14 protein-coding genes, 1 rRNA gene and 2 pseudogenes are annotated in these 17349 nt (G+C 59.9%); 7 read left to right on the top strand and 10 right to left on the bottom strand.

The genetic code is table 11. From position 1 onward, the window contains the following. Positions 1–3: 3 nt before the first annotated feature. The 3 genes and pseudogenes from AAIS01_RS06800 to AAIS01_RS25655 all read right to left on the bottom strand — a co-directional run. Positions 4–558: a DUF2975 domain-containing protein gene (locus AAIS01_RS06800; RefSeq protein ID WP_343468379.1), complete on the bottom strand. Its 555-nt coding sequence runs from the start codon at positions 556–558 to the stop codon at positions 4–6. 90 nt (positions 559–648) lie between these two features. Beyond that, positions 649–1080 (bottom strand): annotated as a pseudogene (locus AAIS01_RS25660) (methyl-accepting chemotaxis protein); the annotation flags it as partial. 108 nt (positions 1081–1188) lie between these two features. Continuing rightward, a pseudogene (locus AAIS01_RS25655) lies at positions 1189–1875 on the bottom strand (PAS domain-containing protein); the annotation flags it as partial. 311 nt (positions 1876–2186) lie between these two features. Here AAIS01_RS25655 and AAIS01_RS06790 point away from each other — a divergent pair. The 3 genes from AAIS01_RS06790 (at position 2187) to AAIS01_RS06780 (ending at position 5579) form a co-directional block, all read left to right on the top strand. Continuing rightward, positions 2187–3605, top strand: coding sequence for a short-chain fatty acid transporter (locus AAIS01_RS06790; protein ID WP_076386741.1), 1419 nt, complete (start codon positions 2187–2189; stop codon positions 3603–3605). A 111-nt stretch (positions 3606–3716) separates the two neighbouring features. Then, positions 3717–4877: a hypothetical protein gene (locus AAIS01_RS06785; protein WP_343468377.1), complete on the top strand. Its 1161-nt coding sequence runs from the start codon at positions 3717–3719 to the stop codon at positions 4875–4877. Positions 4878–5051: 174 nt separating this feature from the next. Further along, the gene (locus AAIS01_RS06780) at positions 5052–5579 is read left to right on the top strand and encodes an SET domain-containing protein (protein WP_343468376.1); all 528 of its coding nucleotides are present in this window, start codon (positions 5052–5054) and stop codon (positions 5577–5579) included. 10 nt (positions 5580–5589) lie between these two features. On the opposite strand, the gene can is transcribed toward AAIS01_RS06780, so the two are convergent. Further along, positions 5590–6234 (bottom strand): carbonate dehydratase, encoded by a 645-nt coding sequence (can, locus tag AAIS01_RS06775; protein ID WP_092402542.1) that lies wholly within the window; start codon positions 6232–6234, stop codon positions 5590–5592. 132 nt (positions 6235–6366) lie between these two features. Here can and AAIS01_RS06770 point away from each other — a divergent pair, with 132 nt between their 5' ends. Continuing rightward, complete coding sequence (locus AAIS01_RS06770; RefSeq protein WP_092402544.1) at positions 6367–6771, top strand: serine kinase/phosphatase; 405 nt, start codon at positions 6367–6369, stop codon at positions 6769–6771. Between the two features lie 136 nt (positions 6772–6907). Here AAIS01_RS06770 and rimI read toward each other — a convergent pair whose 3' ends face one another. Next, a complete protein-coding gene (rimI, locus tag AAIS01_RS06765) occupies positions 6908–7360 on the bottom strand; it encodes a ribosomal protein S18-alanine N-acetyltransferase (protein ID WP_343468375.1) in 453 nt (150 codons plus the stop codon). Continuing rightward, positions 7353–8138, bottom strand: a complete 786-nt coding sequence (locus tag AAIS01_RS06760; RefSeq protein ID WP_343468374.1) for an energy transducer TonB — start codon at positions 8136–8138, stop codon at positions 7353–7355. The genes rimI and AAIS01_RS06760 overlap by 8 nt, the downstream gene beginning before the upstream one ends. 180 nt (positions 8139–8318) lie before the next feature. On the opposite strand from AAIS01_RS06760, the gene mksB reads away from it, so the two are divergent. The 3 genes from mksB to mksF are packed head-to-tail and all read left to right on the top strand — an operon-like array spanning position 8319 to position 13127. Continuing rightward, positions 8319–9599: an Mks condensin complex protein MksB gene (mksB, locus tag AAIS01_RS06755; RefSeq protein WP_343468373.1), complete on the top strand. Its 1281-nt coding sequence runs from the start codon at positions 8319–8321 to the stop codon at positions 9597–9599. Then, entirely contained in the window at positions 9589–10290 is a 702-nt protein-coding gene (gene mksE / locus AAIS01_RS06750; protein ID WP_343468372.1) for an Mks condensin complex protein MksE, read from the top strand. The genes mksB and mksE overlap by 11 nt, the downstream gene beginning before the upstream one ends. Continuing rightward, a complete protein-coding gene (gene mksF, locus AAIS01_RS06745) occupies positions 10287–13127 on the top strand; it encodes an Mks condensin complex protein MksF (RefSeq protein WP_343468371.1) in 2841 nt (946 codons plus the stop codon). Before mksE ends, mksF begins: the two co-directional genes overlap by 4 nt. A gap of 193 nt (positions 13128–13320) precedes the next feature. Here the strand turns inward: mksF and AAIS01_RS06740 are convergent, their stop codons facing one another. From AAIS01_RS06740 to rrf, 4 genes are all read right to left on the bottom strand, one after another. Next, complete coding sequence (locus tag AAIS01_RS06740; protein ID WP_343468370.1) at positions 13321–15624, bottom strand: PqiB family protein; 2304 nt, start codon at positions 15622–15624, stop codon at positions 13321–13323. Next, positions 15617–16240, bottom strand: coding sequence for a paraquat-inducible protein A (locus AAIS01_RS06735; RefSeq protein ID WP_343468369.1), 624 nt, complete (start codon positions 16238–16240; stop codon positions 15617–15619). The genes AAIS01_RS06740 and AAIS01_RS06735 overlap by 8 nt, the downstream gene beginning before the upstream one ends. Next, positions 16227–16886, bottom strand: coding sequence for a paraquat-inducible protein A (locus tag AAIS01_RS06730; protein ID WP_047229370.1), 660 nt, complete (start codon positions 16884–16886; stop codon positions 16227–16229). Before AAIS01_RS06730 ends, AAIS01_RS06735 begins: the two co-directional genes overlap by 14 nt. A 148-nt stretch (positions 16887–17034) precedes the next feature. Further along, positions 17035–17150: ribosomal RNA gene (rrf, locus tag AAIS01_RS06725) — 5S ribosomal RNA — on the bottom strand. Positions 17151–17349 lie beyond the last annotated feature (199 nt).

Genomic DNA, 17349 nt, shown 5'->3' with positions numbered 1-17349 from the left:
ATCTCAAACGAAAGTTCGGTTTTCTGAATCGACTTCACTGGCCCGGGACAATATACGGGCAATGATTGCAATGCAGGCAGCAAGAAACAACGCGACAAAGGACGGAGCGGTAACGCTGAGGGTGAGCAATCGCTGGCCGACCGGTGCGTTGATCGTCACCAGCAGGCTGAGAAACGGCTCACACAGGAAATCCAGCAGCACCCACAGCGCCACGGCGCGACCTACCTTCCCCAGGCAAACGGCTGCTTCGCTGGAAAAGTACTCGCCTTGAGCATATCGCTGGAACAACTGCCGCAGATGGGCCAGCCCAAACGCCAGTGCCAGCAGCGGTATGCTCGACAGCAGCATTGCGCCAAGGCATTGCCAGCCAGTCAATCGCATAGCCTCTGCTGACAAGCTCGACAGCTGTCGCTCGGTCAGGGCAAAGCCCAGACCATATTCTGCAGCAACGTCAGGAAACAACCAGACACCGGCGTTGAGGACCATCATCGTAATAATGAAGACAAGGGTTATGACAGCCATGCGCTGGCTGTACAGGGCGAGACGATTCGAAGACATGGGAGGCTCCACAGAACAAAGGAAGCGCAAACCATAGCGTCGAAATTATCGCAAAACAATAATTAATATGTAAAAAACGATAATAACAAATCAAGTCGACAACTGATTGGCAAACTGACTCACGGCATCGACCACCTTCTTCGCTCCATCCTGAATCTCGACGATCACCGTCCCCGCCTCCGCTGCCAGGGCCAGGCCCTGTTCGGCCTGGTGCTGGCCGTCGGTCATCAGTGCCACGGCGTTGCGGGCCATGTCCTGATTCTGGCGAACCACGCCGACGATCTCATCAGTGGCCTGACTGGTACGCGACGCCAGTTGCCGCACTTCATCGGCCACCACCGCGAAGCCCCGGCCCTGCTCACCGGCCCGGGCGGCTTCGATGGCCGCGTTGAGCGCCAACAGGTTGGTCTGTTCGGCGATGCCGCTGATGGTCTTGACGATGGTGCCAATCACCAGGGATTGCTCATTCAAGGCCTCGATGCCTTCGCCGGCGGTTTGCATATGCCGGGCCAGGTCGCGCATCACGCCCACGGCCTGGGTCACCACGGCAGTGCCGCGCTGGGCGCTATTGTCGGTTTGCAGCGAGGTGCTGTAGGCAATGCCGGCCGCCTCGGCGACGGCTTTTTCCTGGTTGACCTGATCGGTGATGTTCGTGGCGAACTTGACCACTTTGTACAGTCGCTCGTTGGCATCGACCACTGGGTTGTAAGAGGCTTCCAGCCAGACCTCACGGCCGTTGCTGTCCAGGCGTTTGAAGCGACCGGCCACAAACTCGCCGCTATTGAGACGCTGCCAGAATTGCTGGTAGGTGGCGCTGTTGTATTCCTCCGGTTCGCAAAACATGCGGTGATGCTTGCCCTTGATCTGCGCCAGGCTGTAACCCATGGCATTGAGGAAACGATCATTGGCTGTCAGTACGTGACCGCCCAGGTCGAATTCGATCACCGCCGTGGAACGCACCAGCGCACCAATGAGGTTTTCATGCTCGCGCGACGCCTCGATGGTACGAGTCAGGTCGCTGGAATACATCGAGAAATAGCGGATTCGCCCATCAGTCGCCCGTACCGGTTGGAGGATCGAACGCAACCAGGCTTCCTTACCGTTGCCCCGGAGCAGCCGTACGGCGCCAGAGAAATGCTCGCCTCGAGTCAGCGCCGTCTTGAAACGCAACTGGAACTCATTGGATTTCAGGTAAGCCGGCACCAGCTCTTCGACGGACCGACCAATGAGGTCCTGACCCTTGTAATGCATTTCGTCGAGGAAATTCTGATTGACCGTTTGCACCCGCCCGTCGGCATCCAACGTGAGGGCCAGCATCTCGCGGTCCAGGCTCTCCTTCACCTGCATAAGGCTGGACAGTTCCTGGCGAAGAGCCGAAAGCTCCTGCTTCAAGCGTTTGTTGAACATGGGCATGCTCCGAGAGCAGGAGAGTTAGGTGGCCTGTTCTCTTGCCATCGGCTCGCCGATTTTTTTCTAAAGAGCACCACAGGCCGCTTCTGAAAATAATCCTGCGCGCTCGCGAACCCGGATTAACCTCCATGGTCACTGGAGTGTTCCAGTGTTGGCGCCTGACCGCCAAGACCAGGCCGCTCCCAATTCCCATAACCATAAAAACCGAGGTAATTGCCGTGACCACCGACATCCAAGACAGCCGTTCCGCCCGCTTCGCCTTGCGCTGTTCCAGTTTTGCCGAGCGCTGGTTCCCCGATTCCTGGGTGTTTGCCGCACTGGCGGTACTGGTAGTAGCGGTGGCGACACTGTTTATCGGCGCCAAGCCTACGGCCGCTGCCATGGCGTTCGGCGATGGCTTCTGGAGCCTGATACCGTTCACCATGCAAATGGCCTTCGTGGTGATCGGCGGTTACGTGGTCGCCAGCTCGCCGCCCGCTGTCAAACTGATCGATCGCCTGGCCCGCATCCCGAAGAACGGCCGCTCTGCGGTGGCCTGGGTCGCGCTGATCTCCATGGTCGCGTCGCTGCTCAACTGGGGTCTTTCCCTAGTATTTGGCGGTTTATTGGTACGTGCCCTGGCCCGTCGCACCGATCTGAAAATGGATTATCGCGCCGCCGGCGCCGCCGCTTACTTGGGCCTGGGCGCGGTGTGGGCACTGGGTTTGTCTTCGTCGGCAGCGCAATTGCAGGCCAATCCGGCCAGTTTGCCACCGTCGATCCTGTCGATTACTGGGGTCATTCCGTTCACCCAGACCATTTTTCTCTGGCAATCCGGGGTGATGTTGCTGGCGTTGATCGTGATCTCGCTGATCGTGGCCTATGCCACCGCTCCCGGCCCGAACAGTGCCCGTGACGCCGCCGCCTGCGGGATAGACCCTAGCTTCAGCATGCCGGCGTTGCAGCCTCGCACCCGCCCGGGAGAGTGGCTGGAACATAGCCCGCTGCTGACCATTGCCCTGGCGTTGCTGGCCGCCGGCTGGTTGTTCCACGAGTTCTCGACCAAACCTGCGATAAGCGCCATCTCCGGGCTTAACACTTACAATTTCCTGTTCCTGATGCTTGGCGCGTTGCTGCATTGGCGGCCGCGCAGCTTTCTCGATGCCGTGGCGCGCGCGGTGCCGACCACCACCGGCGTACTGATCCAGTTCCCGCTGTACGGCTCGATTGCCGCGCTGCTGACCACGGTCAAGGGCAGCGACGCCCAGACACTTGCCCATCACATATCCACCTTTTTCGTACAGATCGCGTCCCACGATACCTACGCCGTGTTGATGGGCGCCTACTCGGCGGTGCTGGGCTTTTTCATTCCATCGGGAGGCGGCAAATGGATCATCGAAGCCCCCTACGTCATGCAGGTGGCCAATGATCTGAACTATCACCTGGGGTGGGCGGTGCAGATCTATAACGCCGCCGAAGCGCTGCCAAACCTGATCAATCCGTTCTACATGCTGCCGTTGCTGGGGGTGTTGGGGCTCAAGGCCCGGGACCTGATCGGTTTCTCCTTCGTGCAATTACTGGTTCACACGCCATTGGTGCTGGTGCTGCTGTGGGCGCTGGGGACGACATTGTCTTATCTGCCACCGGTGATGCCATAAAGCCATAAAAAAGGGCCGATATTTTCGTCGGCCCACTTTTTCTTCGCTCCGGTCTGTTTCAGTATGGCTACACCCTGTTCGAGGGGTCCACACGCTGAAAAGGATCTGAGCATGTCCAAACTCGCCGTACTTTCTCTTGCCACCCTGGCCTTCAGTGCCGCCACCCACGCCGCCGACATCGACGTATACCTTGGCAGTACCGAACGCGTCACCCGTCTCTTCGCTTATCCCAATAACTGCAACGTCATTTGCTTTCGCGACTGGACGCTGGAACAGACCGTCGAGCATTACCTGAGCCAAAGTGTGCAACGTGATGGCTACAGCACGGCCAAGGTCAGCGTCAAACGCGATAACGATAAAGTCTATGCCAGCATCAGTGGGGTGCCGAAGGGTTACGGTCAACCACTGACTGCGCTGCTCGACGCCGGTGACCTGGCGTACAACGGCGCCAGCAAACTCAACAGCGATAACAAATGGGCCTACGACTGGTACCTGTTCCTGCCGCTGGGCATGGCTTTGGAGAATCGCAAGAGCATCGAGCTGCTGCACTTCCCGCCGGATTACTCCCTGACCCAGGCGCAGGATTACCTGGAATCGGCCACCACCGATCGCTGGGCCACGCTGCTGACCGCCAACGGCATCGCCGCCGAACAGACCCCGGCCTACCAGACCATCATCGACATCGCGCCAATCGCCGCCCCATCCGATGCCGGTCAGGCGCTGGGCGGGGTCTACGACTATTTCAACGATTACCAGACCACCATGGTCAAGGAGGTCAGCCAGAACACCAGCGGAGAAACGCTGCCGATGGTGGCCTTCGGCGCTCCCGTGCGGAACTGGATCAAGACACAGTACGGCCAGACCGTGAACGTGCTCGGCCTGGCAACCATTACTCCGTCTGCGGGCGTCAAGGTCCCGGTCCTGGGTTCCAACCACCCGAGCTACATCTGGTACGCCGCCGATCCTGACAGCTACGACGGTGACCAGGCCAAGGCGGATGCGGCAGGTTTGAAAGTCATGGGCCAGGACCTGAGCGCTGCGTGCTGGCAAGCCGGCATGGGCAGCAAACCGGGCACCGATCCGACGGCGCAATTGAACCAATGCACACAGACCTGGCAGGTCACGCAAAAGGAAGAAACCTGTGAGCTGTTCTATACCTCGATCCGCAAGCTGTCTGCGGACGAAGCGGCGAAAAAATGCGCGGAGCCGGCGATCAAATCACAACTTCCACAATTGAAAGTCCCCATGCCAGCGCTGCCTGACGCGGTGTAAACCCCAAGGGCTTTCCCGCGTAAGCCTGCGCTCACGCGGGAAAGCGCCTTTGGCTCCTGTCAGAGTCGACAGTAGATGTCGTTTCACGGTTGCGCGAAGCTGGGCAGGTTTCAACGACCGCTGGCAGGATCGCCAGCGCCAGAAGGCCGAGCGTCCTACGGGACAGGGACCGTCATGACCACCCTCATTGTAGACAACGCTTTCTCAGCGAGCCGGGACGGCATCTATCCCGAGAAACAACTCAGCACGCGCATGGGTTATCCATCCAGGCGCGATTTCGAAGTGCGCCAGACGACTAACGGCCGCGGCAATGGCATCGTCGCCCGCAGGCGGTTTGCGCCGTTGGAAAGGATGTGCAGGGTATCGGGGCTGATCGTGAGCCGACGACGCCTGCATACACTGCAGATCCTGCCGGACATCCACATGTATGACCCGCGCTTCACCGGATTGCTGCAGCACTCCTGCAGCCCGAATGTTTTCCTGGACATGAGCGAACTGTGGTTATGGGCGCTGACCAGCATCGAGGCAGGTGACTGCCTGACGATGGATTACGCCAGTACCGAACAGAAACTGTATCGACAGTTCGCCTGCCGGTGCGGTTCGTCCAACTGTCATGGCTGGATCACAGGCTATGACGAACCGCCCAACGAGCGAGGGATGAAATTCCTGAGGCACTGGCGTCGCCGCTGTCATCGCGACTGAATGAGCCGAATCAGGGCGCGTCGACCGGGCGCAACCGATACTGCGGCGGCAACTGCTCGAAACCGCTGATCGTCGTATCCAGGCTTTTCCAGCGGCCGTCCTTGATCCCGTAGATACAGCCGTGGATCGACAGTTTCTGCCCGCGATGCCAAGCGTTCTGCACGATGCTGGTATGGCCGACGTTGGCCACCTGCTGGATCACGTTGAGCTCGCATAAGCGATCCACGCGCTCTTCTTCGGTCGGCAATTGGGCCAACGTTTCGCGGTGCTCGTAGTAGAGGTCGCGAATCGAGCGCAGCCATCCGTCGATCAGTCCCAGTTGACGATCCTGCATCGAGGCTCGCACACCGCCACAGCCGTAATGCCCGGTGACCAGGATATGTTTGACCTTGAGCACGTCCACCGCGTACTGGATCACCGACAGGCAGTTGAGGTCGGTGTGCAGCACCACGTTGGCCACGTTACGGTGCACGAACAGATCGCCGGGCAGCATGCCGACGATCTCGTTGGCCGGCACCCGCGCATCGGAACAGCCGATCCACAGATACTCAGGGGTTTGCTGACGGGCCAGCTTGGAAAAGAAGTCAGGATCTTCCTGCTTGATCGCATCGGCCCAGCGTGCGTTGTTATCAATCAGATCTTGTAATTCGTTCATGCTATCTAGCCCTCGAGAATAGTGCGCAACTTTGACAGACGACCGCCTGTCGAGGTCACGTCCAGAATGCCGTTGGAATTCTCGCCACGGCTGTGGGTCCACCCAGTAAGCCCCACAGTATGAGGAATTGCCATGAATGATTCACGACGCCCTTTCGACGCGGTGCAACCGGAACCCATCGACGATAACGAAGACCGCATGGGCTCGATGCATGAACTGGAATTCGACGAACAAGAGCCCAGTGCGAAAATCGGTGACGAACTGCCGGAAAACGAACGCGAGCAGTTGATGCCTCGTGAACGCGTGCGTGAAGCCGGGCTGACAGGGGCCTCGATGGATGATCACGAAGCCACCGACGACGACATGAGCCCGGAAACGCTGATCCGCGAAGACGGCGCCCGGGACGCCCATGAAGCCGGCGACGATGGGCAGGCCGACTGGGATCTCAGCGTGGTGGATGAAGATGATATTGGCGGGGGCGACGGTTTGGATGAAGCGGAAATGGCCGATATCGACCCACTGGATGGCAAGCGCTGATCGCAAGATCCGAGTTCACCGCAGATCCCCTGTGGGAGCGGGCTTGCTCGCGATGGCGGTGGGTCAGGTTGCATTAATGTTAAATGTGCTGCCCTCATCGCGAGCAAGCTCGCTCCCACATGGGGGCACGTGCAATTCAATCGACCAAAGTACAGGCCATGACCACCGCATCTTCGCGTCCGCCCACCGCAGGGTAATAGTCGCGCCGCCGGCCAATTTCATTGAAGCCGTAGCGCTCATACAACCGGAAGGCCGTGCGATTACTGTCACGCACTTCCAGGAAGCACTCCCGAGCCTCGGCCTTGTAGGCAATGGACATCAAGTGCTCCAGCAGGCGCAAACCCAAGCCACGCCCCTGGTTTTCCGGTTTGACGGTGATGTTGAGCAGATGCGCTTCATCCAGGATGATCTGCACCACGCCGTGGCCCACTGGCTGCTGGCCTTCGAACATTAGCCAGATCTGGTATTTGCCCAGCCCGTCGAGGAAGATGCCTCGGGTCCAGGGGTGGCTGTAGGCCGCGTATTCGATTTTCAGCACAGCGTCGAGGTCCGCCTCGGTCATCGGGCGGAACGATACAGCGTCACTCATTCGATTCTTTCCAGCGCGCCATCAGCCGGCGCATGGCTTGCCAGACATCAGCCTTGCGCTGTGGCGTTTCCATTAACAATTCCAGGCCGGGCAACGCCCAGGCCGAGCCCAGGCCTTCGACCTGCAGTTCGCGATTGAACGCTTGCGCATCCACCTCGCCAGCAAATTTCACCGCCGGCAGGCCGATCAGCCACAGGCACGCGCAGGGCTCGTCTTCAAGCCGCGCCGAGACAAAACCCTGGACAAAATCGCGTGCCGCTTCCGGCCCCTGGTCCATGGTCCCGCGGGACAACAACGGCCAGCGCACCGGCTCGCCAATGATCTGTGGGCTGTCCGGCAGACCGGCGGCACGCAACATGTCCTTGAGCAACAGATACGCCGGATCGCGGCTTTGAAACGGTTCGCCCGTGGGCAGTTCCACCAGTAGCAGGCAACGCCCTGCCCGCAGCAATTGCAGCGCAAAACGCGGCGGTGCGACGTAAGGTGCCTTGACCGGGGCCGGGGTCTCATCGGCGGCCTCTACCGGTTTGGCGTTGGTGCGGGTCGAAGCCAGGCTCGGGCGCGGAACCTCGATCTTCGGCCGTTCGACCACGGGCGCCACCGGCTCGGCAACCGTCCTGGCCACGGGCGCGGTCACGACCGGCTCGATCTCGATCGGCTCGGGCGTTTCCAGCAGCTCGGCCCGCGACGGGGCGGCGAACGGCAATTCGGTACGCGGCAGCCAGTTGACCACCTGCATGGCGGTCAGATAGGCGCGGCGGCGGGACTCGATAAGCAAGGGTCGGCCACTTGTGGATAACTGAAAGTGGGAGGGATTCTACCGCCCTTCGAGACAGATCGCTTCCCTGTTGAATCAATAGTTGAGCGATTCAACCGACAGTCCGTCTCAGGGGTGAATCGCAACCGGCCTGATGCAGTACAATCGCCCCTTTTAATTGCCAACCCGACGGCCATTGCGATGATCGAACCCAAGCGCGTCTTGCGCGCCCTCGCTGAACACTGGGCATTGCTGGAACCTTTGTGCGAGCACTTCGACCAGGGCACCCTGAGCCTCAACGAATTGCGTTCACAATTGGCCGCCCAACAACTGGACAGCACGCCCCAGGACATCACCAATCTGCTGGACGTGTGGATTCGCCTGGACATCCTCGTACCGGTGGCAAAAAGCCCGAACCGTTTCGAGCTCAACGCCCAGATCCATGACTTCCTCGCCTACCTGCGCCGCGAACACCGCCTGGGCCTGTGCCTGGAAATCGAAGCTTACCTGCGCCACCTCGAGCGTCTGGCCGGCTACATCCAGGACGCGTTCGACATCCGCGACGGCAACGACCTGGCCCGCCAGCTGCGCCTGCTGGACATGCGTGTGCGGGACGTCCTCAAGAAACTCGCCAACGACGAACAGGCCCTGGTAGCGGTGGCCGAACGGGCCAAGACCAGCGACCGGCAGATTCCGTTGCGCCAGCGCTACGCCGAAGTGCTGGCGACCTGGGACGAATACGTCGAACCAATGATCCAGTTGGTGAACGCCGACGGCGCGTTCGAGCAAGGCGTACGCAAGGTCGAGAATGTGCTGTTGCGCATGCTCACCGAACAGCAGCGCCTCGGCCACCTGGTGGACGACGACATGCTGCTGCGCACCCACGCGCGCATCCTCGAGATGCAGACCAGCGCCCAGTTGACCCTGCGCCATGCCCGTGAGTTGCTGTTGCCGCTGCGCGAAGAGGCCCGCCGCCACAACGCCGTGACCCGTGGCGCCGCGTTGGCCCTGGCCGCCATTCGCCGCAAAGGCCTCGATGCCGTGCCGCAGGCCGCCATGCCGCTGTTCACCCGGCCGCAAAGCACCTTCCTGGGCAGCGCCAGCCAGGTCGAAGCCTACGTGTACGCCCTGGCCCGTTTCGAGCCGAAACCGGCGCGTTTCCCCAAATCCCACAAGACCCACAAGGGTGGCGAGGCGCCGCGCGCGCCGCGCACCGTACGTGAGATGGTCGAGCGTTGCGAAGACGCGCTGCCAATGCCGGACCTGATGAGCTGGTTGCTGGAGCAGGAGCCGGACGGCGCCACCGACGAATTGCTGTACTGGTTCTCCCGCCTGTCGCGGGAAAAACGCTTCAAGCGCGAGCGTCTGGAACGCCGCGACTATCACACTCACGAGCATCAGGTCAGCCTGCGCTCCTTCGCCCTGCTCTCGGCCCGCGACAGCGCCGCCGAGGATTCTGCGAGCATCCCCCATGCATCTTGATCTATCCGAACTGTCCCAGCTGGCGCCGATCTTTCGCGAGCTGTTCAAGGGCTACCACGTCAGCCGCCGTGACCCGGAGCTGTACGCGCAACTGTCCAACTTCCAGGACCAGTACCGCACGCTGTTCAAGGCCCTGGGCTTCGAACTGGTGTGCGATACCCGTGGCTTCTACTACTTCGTGCCAGACCTGGCCGCCGCCGCGGTGAACAAGACTGCCCAACGCTTGGCGCTGTTCACCTTCATTCTCGTCGAGCACCTGGCAGACCAGGGCCGCGACCCGATTGCCGTGCTCGACGGTGGTAGCCTGGGCCGCGATGAATTGCCTTCGTTGCTGGAAAAGTACCGCGACCTGTTCCTTCAGGCCGAAGTGCAGACCCAGGAAGAGCTGGAAGAAAAAATCATGCGCCGCATGACCCAACTGGGTTTTGCCGGCGAAGAGAACGGTGTCTACCGCTTCCTGCCACCGATGCACCGTTTCCTCGACGTCTGCCTGTCGGTCCAGCAGGACCGCGACCTGGCCGCCAGCCTGCACAGCGTGTTGCCGTTGCCTGCGCCGGTACTGATCGACGAAGACAGCGACGAAAAACTGCTGCAGACCGACGATCCGCTGGACCTGAGCCCCTTTGAGGCTGAGAGCGAAGAAGACGCACTGGCCCGTGCCATTGCCGAAGAACAGGAGACCGACGCATGAGCAAGGAACGCTACGGCATCCGCCGCTTTGCCCTTTTGAACACCGCCGGCTACAGCCTGGGCCTGTTCCCGCTGGAAGAACCGCTGTCGGTGTACGGCGCAAACAACCTCGGTAAATCCGCGTCGATCAACGCCTTGCAGTTCCCGATCCTGGCGCGCATGTCGGACATGAGCTTCGGCAAGTACAGCCTGGAGCAATCCCGGCGGTTCTACTTTGCCTCGGACACCAGCTACATCCTGGTGGAAGTCGCCCTGCCCCACGGCCCGCATGTGATCGGTGTGGTTGGGCGCGGCCCTGGCGGCGGTTTTGGCCACCAGTTCTTTGCCTACGCTGGCAAGCTGGACCTGGCCCATTATCAGAAAGACGACACCTGCCTGCGTCAGAAAGAGCTGTTTACAAATCTGGAGCGCGAAGGCCTCAAAGCCTACGAACTCAAGCCCGATGAATTGCGCCGCCTGCTGGTGGGCGGTCATACCTCGATTCCGCTGGACCTGACGCTGATCCCGCTGCGCTCCACCAGCGAGCAAAGCCTCAAGACCTTCCGCGCGCTGTTCATCAACCTGTTGCACATGCGCGAAATTACCGCGGCCAAGCTCAAGCAACTGTTCCTCGACGCGTTCGAGCACAGCCTGCGTTCCGGTAGCGTGGACTACATCGCCGCGTGCGAAGAAGCCTTCCGCGATGTACGACGCATGGAACAGGACTACAACTCCCTGGTGGCCGCCGGTCCATTGGTGGAAGCGCTGGCCAATGGCGTGAAGCAGCGCGATGTCCTACGCGGCAAACTGCATCGCCTGTCACCGTTGCTCGACTCGTTGCTGGGTACTTGGTCGGACTACGCCAGTGCGCGCAAGGAAGAGCTGACCATCCAGGCCGAACACTACCGCAACGAACAGGATTCGTTGCAGAACGACCAGCGCGGCGGCACTCAGGAGCTGATGCGCCTGGAGCGGGAAATCAGCGGTATCCAGCGCTGGCTCGGCGAGCTGTCGGTGCTCAAGAACCGCTTCGCCCTGGTGGATGACGTCAAGGTCCTCGAGCAGCAACTGCTCGCGGCCAAGGATGCTCACGATGAGCTGGCCGGTGCCCTCGCCCAGTCTCGGCAGTTCAGCGCCGAAGACCTGGATGAGCGCCTGCGGGATCTGGAAAAACGCCTGAAGTCGGTCAAGCAGCAACTCGATCACGCCGATAACAACAGCTACGCCCGCCTGCGGGAAGAATTCTCGCAACAGGACGTCGAACGCCTGATGCGCCTGTTCAACAGTGCGCTGTTCAGCCTGCCCCTGGGTGAACACGGTATCGCGCTGGACGAGAACGGCGAGTGGGTCAAATCCATGGAACTGATCCTCGACGGCTTCAAAGGTGAGCGTTTCGAAGTCCCGGGCCTGTCCATCGACCTGTCCCACATCGAACCGCCGGCCCTGCAAGCCCTGGCCGATCGTGCCGCGCTGCGGGACCAGAAAGAACGCCTGGAAAAAGAACTCAAGCAGCTCAAGACCCAACAAGCCGTGGCCGCCGACCGGGCCGCGAGCAAGACCCAGACCGAGGCGCTGTACCAACAGGTGCTGGATGCGCAAAAAGCCTTGGAAGACTTCCGTCGCACGCAGACCCTGAGCGCCGAAGAAGGCGAGAAGCTCGAACAACTGGCGCAGATGGAAGCCGCCCAGGACGAACTCAAGCGCTCCAGCGATGCGTTCACTGAACGTGTCCAGCAACTGTCCGCCAAGTTGCAACTGGTGGGCCGGCAGATCGCCGACATGGAAGCCAAGCAACGCACCCTCGACGATGCCCTGCGCCGTCGTCAATTGTTGCCAGCGGATCTGCCGTTTGGCACGCCGTTCATGGACCCCGTCGACGACTCCATGGATAACCTGTTGCCGCTGCTCAATGACTACCAGGACAGCTGGCAGGGTCTGTTGCGGGTCGATGGCCAGATCGAAGCGCTGTACGCCCAGGTCCGCCTCAAGGGCGTGGCCAAGTTCGACAGCGAAGACGACATGGAGCGCCGCCTGCAACTGTTGATCAACGCCTATGCCCACCGCACCGACGAAGCCTTGACCCTGGGCAAGGCGCGCCGTGCGGCGGTGACTGACATTGCCCGGACCCTGCGCAACATTCGCAGCGACTACGACAGCCTCGAGCATCAACTGGCGCTGTTCAACCGCGAGATCAACAAACGCCAGGTCTCCAACCTGCAGAGTTTCCGGATCGTTCTGGCCCCCAACAAGGAAGCGCTCAAGCACATCGACCAGATCATCCACAGCGCCGGCCAGTACGAGGAAGGCGAGACCCTGTCGGTGTTCGACCTCAGCCAGAGCGCCGAGCAGGACAACAAGAACGAAGAGGCCAAGGAATACCTGGCCCGCCTGGTGGCGGCCAACCACAACCAGCTCGGCCTCAAGGACCTGTTCGAACTGGCCTTCGAGATCACCAAGGTCAACGGCCAGCCAGTGATCCACACCGATATCGATGGCGCGGCGTCCAACGGCACCACGATGACCATCAAGGCGCTGACCAACATGTATTTGTTGCTGCACCTGATGGACCGCGAACAGGCCGGTCGCGTGCGTCTGCCGTACTACCTTGACGAAGCGGCAGACATCGACGAGAAAAACCAGGCCGCGCTGCTGGAAACCAGTTTGCAGCTGGGTTTTGTGCCGATCCTGGCCAGTGTGAAGCCGCAAGTCTGCGCCAGCGTCGCCATCGACCTGGAAGGCGGCAGCGGCCCCAACGGCATCTACATCGACGAGGCAGACTGGAAGTACATCCGCCGTCACGATGCGGTGAAAGCCACGGTGAACGTGCAGGCCGACGAGCCGGAGCTGGATCCGGTTTGAGGTGAACAGCCGGACACAAAAAAGGCCGCGATCCAATGGATCGCGGCCTTTTTCATTGCGGTGGGCTTTTCAGGATCATCGCGAGCAGACTCGCTCCCACAGGTTTAGCGTCGTTCGTGACAATCCGGCAAGACACTCATTGGGTGGGGGCAAATCTGCTCGCGATGGCGGCAGAACAGCCTGACTTCCCCAATCACTTACCCAGCTTGATTTTCGGCGCCCAGGTCAGCCACTCCTCTTCAAACTGATCGAACAACGGGAAGGTCTGTTCCGGTCGCGCCGGGTTGCCCATCCGCTCGCCATCCGGGGTGGCAAAAGCGATGCCCCCCTGGATCAGCGTCTCCAGCGACTCAGTCCGCACTGTCGCACCTTTGAACAACCCGAAGTCCATGCCGAAGCCACTGGTGTTCCAGAACCGCGTGCCGCTACGCACCAGTGGCGCGTACTTGGGCTCGATGAGGATATGGACCAGCACACGGTCCGCCGTCTGGCCCAATTCATAGCCGGTCACCTTGCCCACGGTAATCTCGCGATACGTCACCGGCACGCCGGTCTTCAACGAACCACGGCGAGCGGCGCTCAACACCAGGCTCAGACCGGCTTCAGGGACAGCGTTTTGCGGTGGGCTGGCGAGGGCCACGAAGTTTTTCTGCGGCCCCAGGTTTTTCACCGGTGGCTGTACTTCGATGTACTGCCCGGTCACCAGCGTCTCCAGGTTCGAGGTCTTCATCAGCCCCAGTTCGGGCTTGACCACCCAGAACTGAGAGCCGACCCGAGCAATACGTTCCGGCACTTCGGTAATACGTGCAGTGAGCAGGATGGATTGCATGTCGGCGCTGAGGTCCACGTCCTCGATCTTGCCCACATCCAGCCCTTTGAAGCGGATCGGCGTGCCGCTGCGCAAACCATCGGCACGATCGACCTTGATCGTCACTATTGTGCCTTTCTGTTGCGCGGCTTCGCGGTCCGCATGCAGGCGGAACCGTGGGATGCGCCTTTTCAACGGCACATTGGGTTCCGGCGTCTCGAAAGAAATGCCGCCGGCCATCAGGCTTTGCAGCGATTCGCTCTTGACCTGGATACCCCCCGTCAAACCACCCGTGAGCGTAATCCCACTGGCATTCCAGAACCGGGTCGATCCGTTGACCAGACCTTCGTATTCCTTCTCGATGTGCACACCAATGATCAACTGCTTTTTCTTGCGGGAGAACTGGTAGCTCTGCACCGATCCAACCTTGACCTGTTTGTAGAGAATCGGACTGCCGACCTCCAGCGAGCCCAGATTTTCAGTGAGCAAGACCAGGTGCAGCCCAGGCGAACGCAAGTCCAGCGGTGGCGCCTTTGGCCTGGCTTCAAATTCGCGCTGCGGCGCCCCGCCCTTATCACCGGGCCGTATGGCGATGTAGTTACCTTTGACCAGTGCCTCAAGGCCCGTAATCCCTGCGAGGGAGATGGACGGCTTGACCACCCAGAACTGGGTGCCGGTCACCAGGTAATCTTCAGCCAGTGGATCGAGGGTCAATTCAGCGGTAGCGCTGGACAGGTCCGGATCGACCTTGAGGTTCTTCAGGCTGCCCACCTGGATGCCTTTGTACATCACCGGGGTACGACCGGCCTGCAATCCTTCGAAGTCGCTGAGCTTGACCTTCACGCGGATGCCGGCAGCGGCTGCGTCGAAGTCTTCATAAAGACGGAACGGCAGGCTCGGGTCCGTGGGCGGACTGTCCTTGCGACTCTCCGGCGTGGCGAACGCGATACCACCGGCCACGATGCTCGCCAGGGATTCGCTGCGCACTTTGACGCCCGACAGGTTGGCATCGATGCTGATGCCGCTGGCATTCCAGAAACGCGTATGTTTACGCACCAGGCTGGCATAAGTCGGTTCGATGTAGATTTTGATCTCGACCGTGCCCTGGTCCTCGGACAGCAGGTAGCTTTTCACCTGTCCGACCTGGATCTGTTTATAGAACACCGGGCTGCCACGGTTGAGCGAACCCAGGCGCTCGGCCTTGAGGGTCAGGTGCAAACCGGGCTTGGCGTCCGATAGCGGCGGTTCTTCGGCCAAGGCCTTGAATTTACGGACCGGCTCCCCTTCCCCCGGGCTGATGGCCACGTAGTTACCGGAAACCAGGGTTTCCAGGCCGGTGATCCCGGCCAGGGTCACGCTCGGCTTGACCAGCCAGAAACGTGTCCCGGTCTTGAGGTATTGCTCGACGTCCTTGTTCATCTCAATGGTCGCAACCACGCCTTTCGAGCTGCCTTCGTCATCGAGCTTGAGGGACTTCACTTTGCCAACCGGCATACCCTTGTAAACGACTTCAGTCTTGTTGACCTGAATGCCCTCGCCGCTTTCAAAGCGCACGTTGATCTCGATGCCGGTTTCGTTATAAGCGCGCCAGCCGAGCCAGCCGCCGATAATCAAGGCAATCAGCGGCAGGACCCAAATAGCGGACCAGTTCGAAGCCGGTCGGGTTTTAGCGGTAGGCAAATCAGTCATGGTCGTCATCCGACTCCGTGTTATCCCAAATCAGTCGGGGATCGAAAGTTACTGCGGCAATCATTGTCAAAATCACTACGCTGGCAAAAGCGATTGCACCGAGACCGGCTTCGACACTGGCGAGCCGGCCGAAATTCACTACCGCCACCAATATGGCGATCACAAAAATATCCAGCATCGACCAGCGCCCAATGAACTCGATAAAACGGTACATAAGGATGCGTTGCCGCGCAGACATGGGCTGGTGCCGTTGCACGGAAAACAGCAACAAGGCGATGCCTATCAGCTTGAAGGTCGGAACGACGATACTGGCGATGAACACCACGGCGGCAATCGGAATCATCCCGTGTTGAACCAGCTCGATAACCCCGGCCATGATGGTGCTCGGAGCCCCTTGTCCCAGCGAGTTGATGGTCATGATCGGTAGCATGTTGGCTGGAATGTAGAGAATCGCGGCGGTGACCAATAACGCCCAGGTCCGCATCAAGCTGTTCGGGCGACGAGGATGAACCAGGGCGCCGCAACGGGTACAGGTTTGTGTATCGACGTCAGCTTCCTGCCGGTTTAACTCATGGCATTCCGTGCAGATCAGAATACCGGCATCAATCGCCCGCATGGGCATCCTCTCCTGATAACGCTTGCCAGATCTGATGCGGCGACATCACCACCTCCAGCCAGACCTGAACCAGCAACAAACTGATAAAACACGCCAGACCAAGCCCCACGGTAATGGCTGCCATGTCTGCCAACTTGACGATGGCCACCAGCACGCCCATGAGGTAAACCTCCAGCATGCCCCAGTCACGTAAATGGTGATAAATGCGATACAGCAATAAACCGTAGCTACGGCCGATGTTCCAGCGGATGGTCAGCAACACGGCCAGTTGGCAAAGCAGTTTGAGCAGCGGAATACCCATGCTGCACAGAAAAACCACCACCGATACACCTTGCATACCGGTATTGAACAGGCCGACCACGCCACTCCAAACGGTGTCCTGGGAGGACTGCCCGAGTAGATTGAGCTGCATGATGGGTAAAAAGTTCGCCGGCACATACAACAGCAGAGCGGCAATGACCAAGGCAAGACTGCGTTCGACTACGTTGTGTCGGTGAGCGTAGAGCTCATACCCACAGCGCGGGCATTCGGCTTTTTCGCCATGGGCAAGCTGGGGCTTGCGCATCAACAGGTCGCACTCATGGCACGCCACCAAGTCATCCAACGGCAGATCTGACAACCGAGGGGCGTCAAACGGATCGGGCATAAAGAGCTCTGGCTCAGCTAAGGTGGAAACTATTCTAGTGCGCTGGCTTGAAAATAACTGTGCAAATTTATTCGCAGCCTCGGCGCAATTTATTGCGGGCAAAACAAAACCCCTACCTGCATCAGCAGATAGGGGTTTCGGAATTTAATCTTGACGATGACCTACTCTCACATGGGGAAACCCCACACTACCATCGGCGATGCATCGTTTCACTGCTGAGTTCGGGATGGGATCAGGTGGTTCCAATGCTCTATGGTCGTCAAGAAATTCGGTAGCCGGTGCGTGCCTTGCGGTCACGTGCCAGCGAATGGGTATGCGATAGATTTGTGTGTTGTGCGAACTTTCGGTTCATAGCGTCTTCACACACCGCAATCTGGTGCCCTGTATGTATCGGGTCAGCAAATTGCTTGGGTGTTATATGGTCAAGCCTCACGGGCAATTAGTATGGGTTAGCTCAACGCCT

Origin of the sequence: Pseudomonas halotolerans (assembly GCF_039581215.1) — a bacterium.
Lineage (GTDB): Bacteria > Pseudomonadota > Gammaproteobacteria > Pseudomonadales > Pseudomonadaceae > Aquipseudomonas > Aquipseudomonas tehranensis.
Note: the sequence above shows the minus strand (reverse complement) of the source record. Positions and strands in the feature narration are given on the sequence as shown.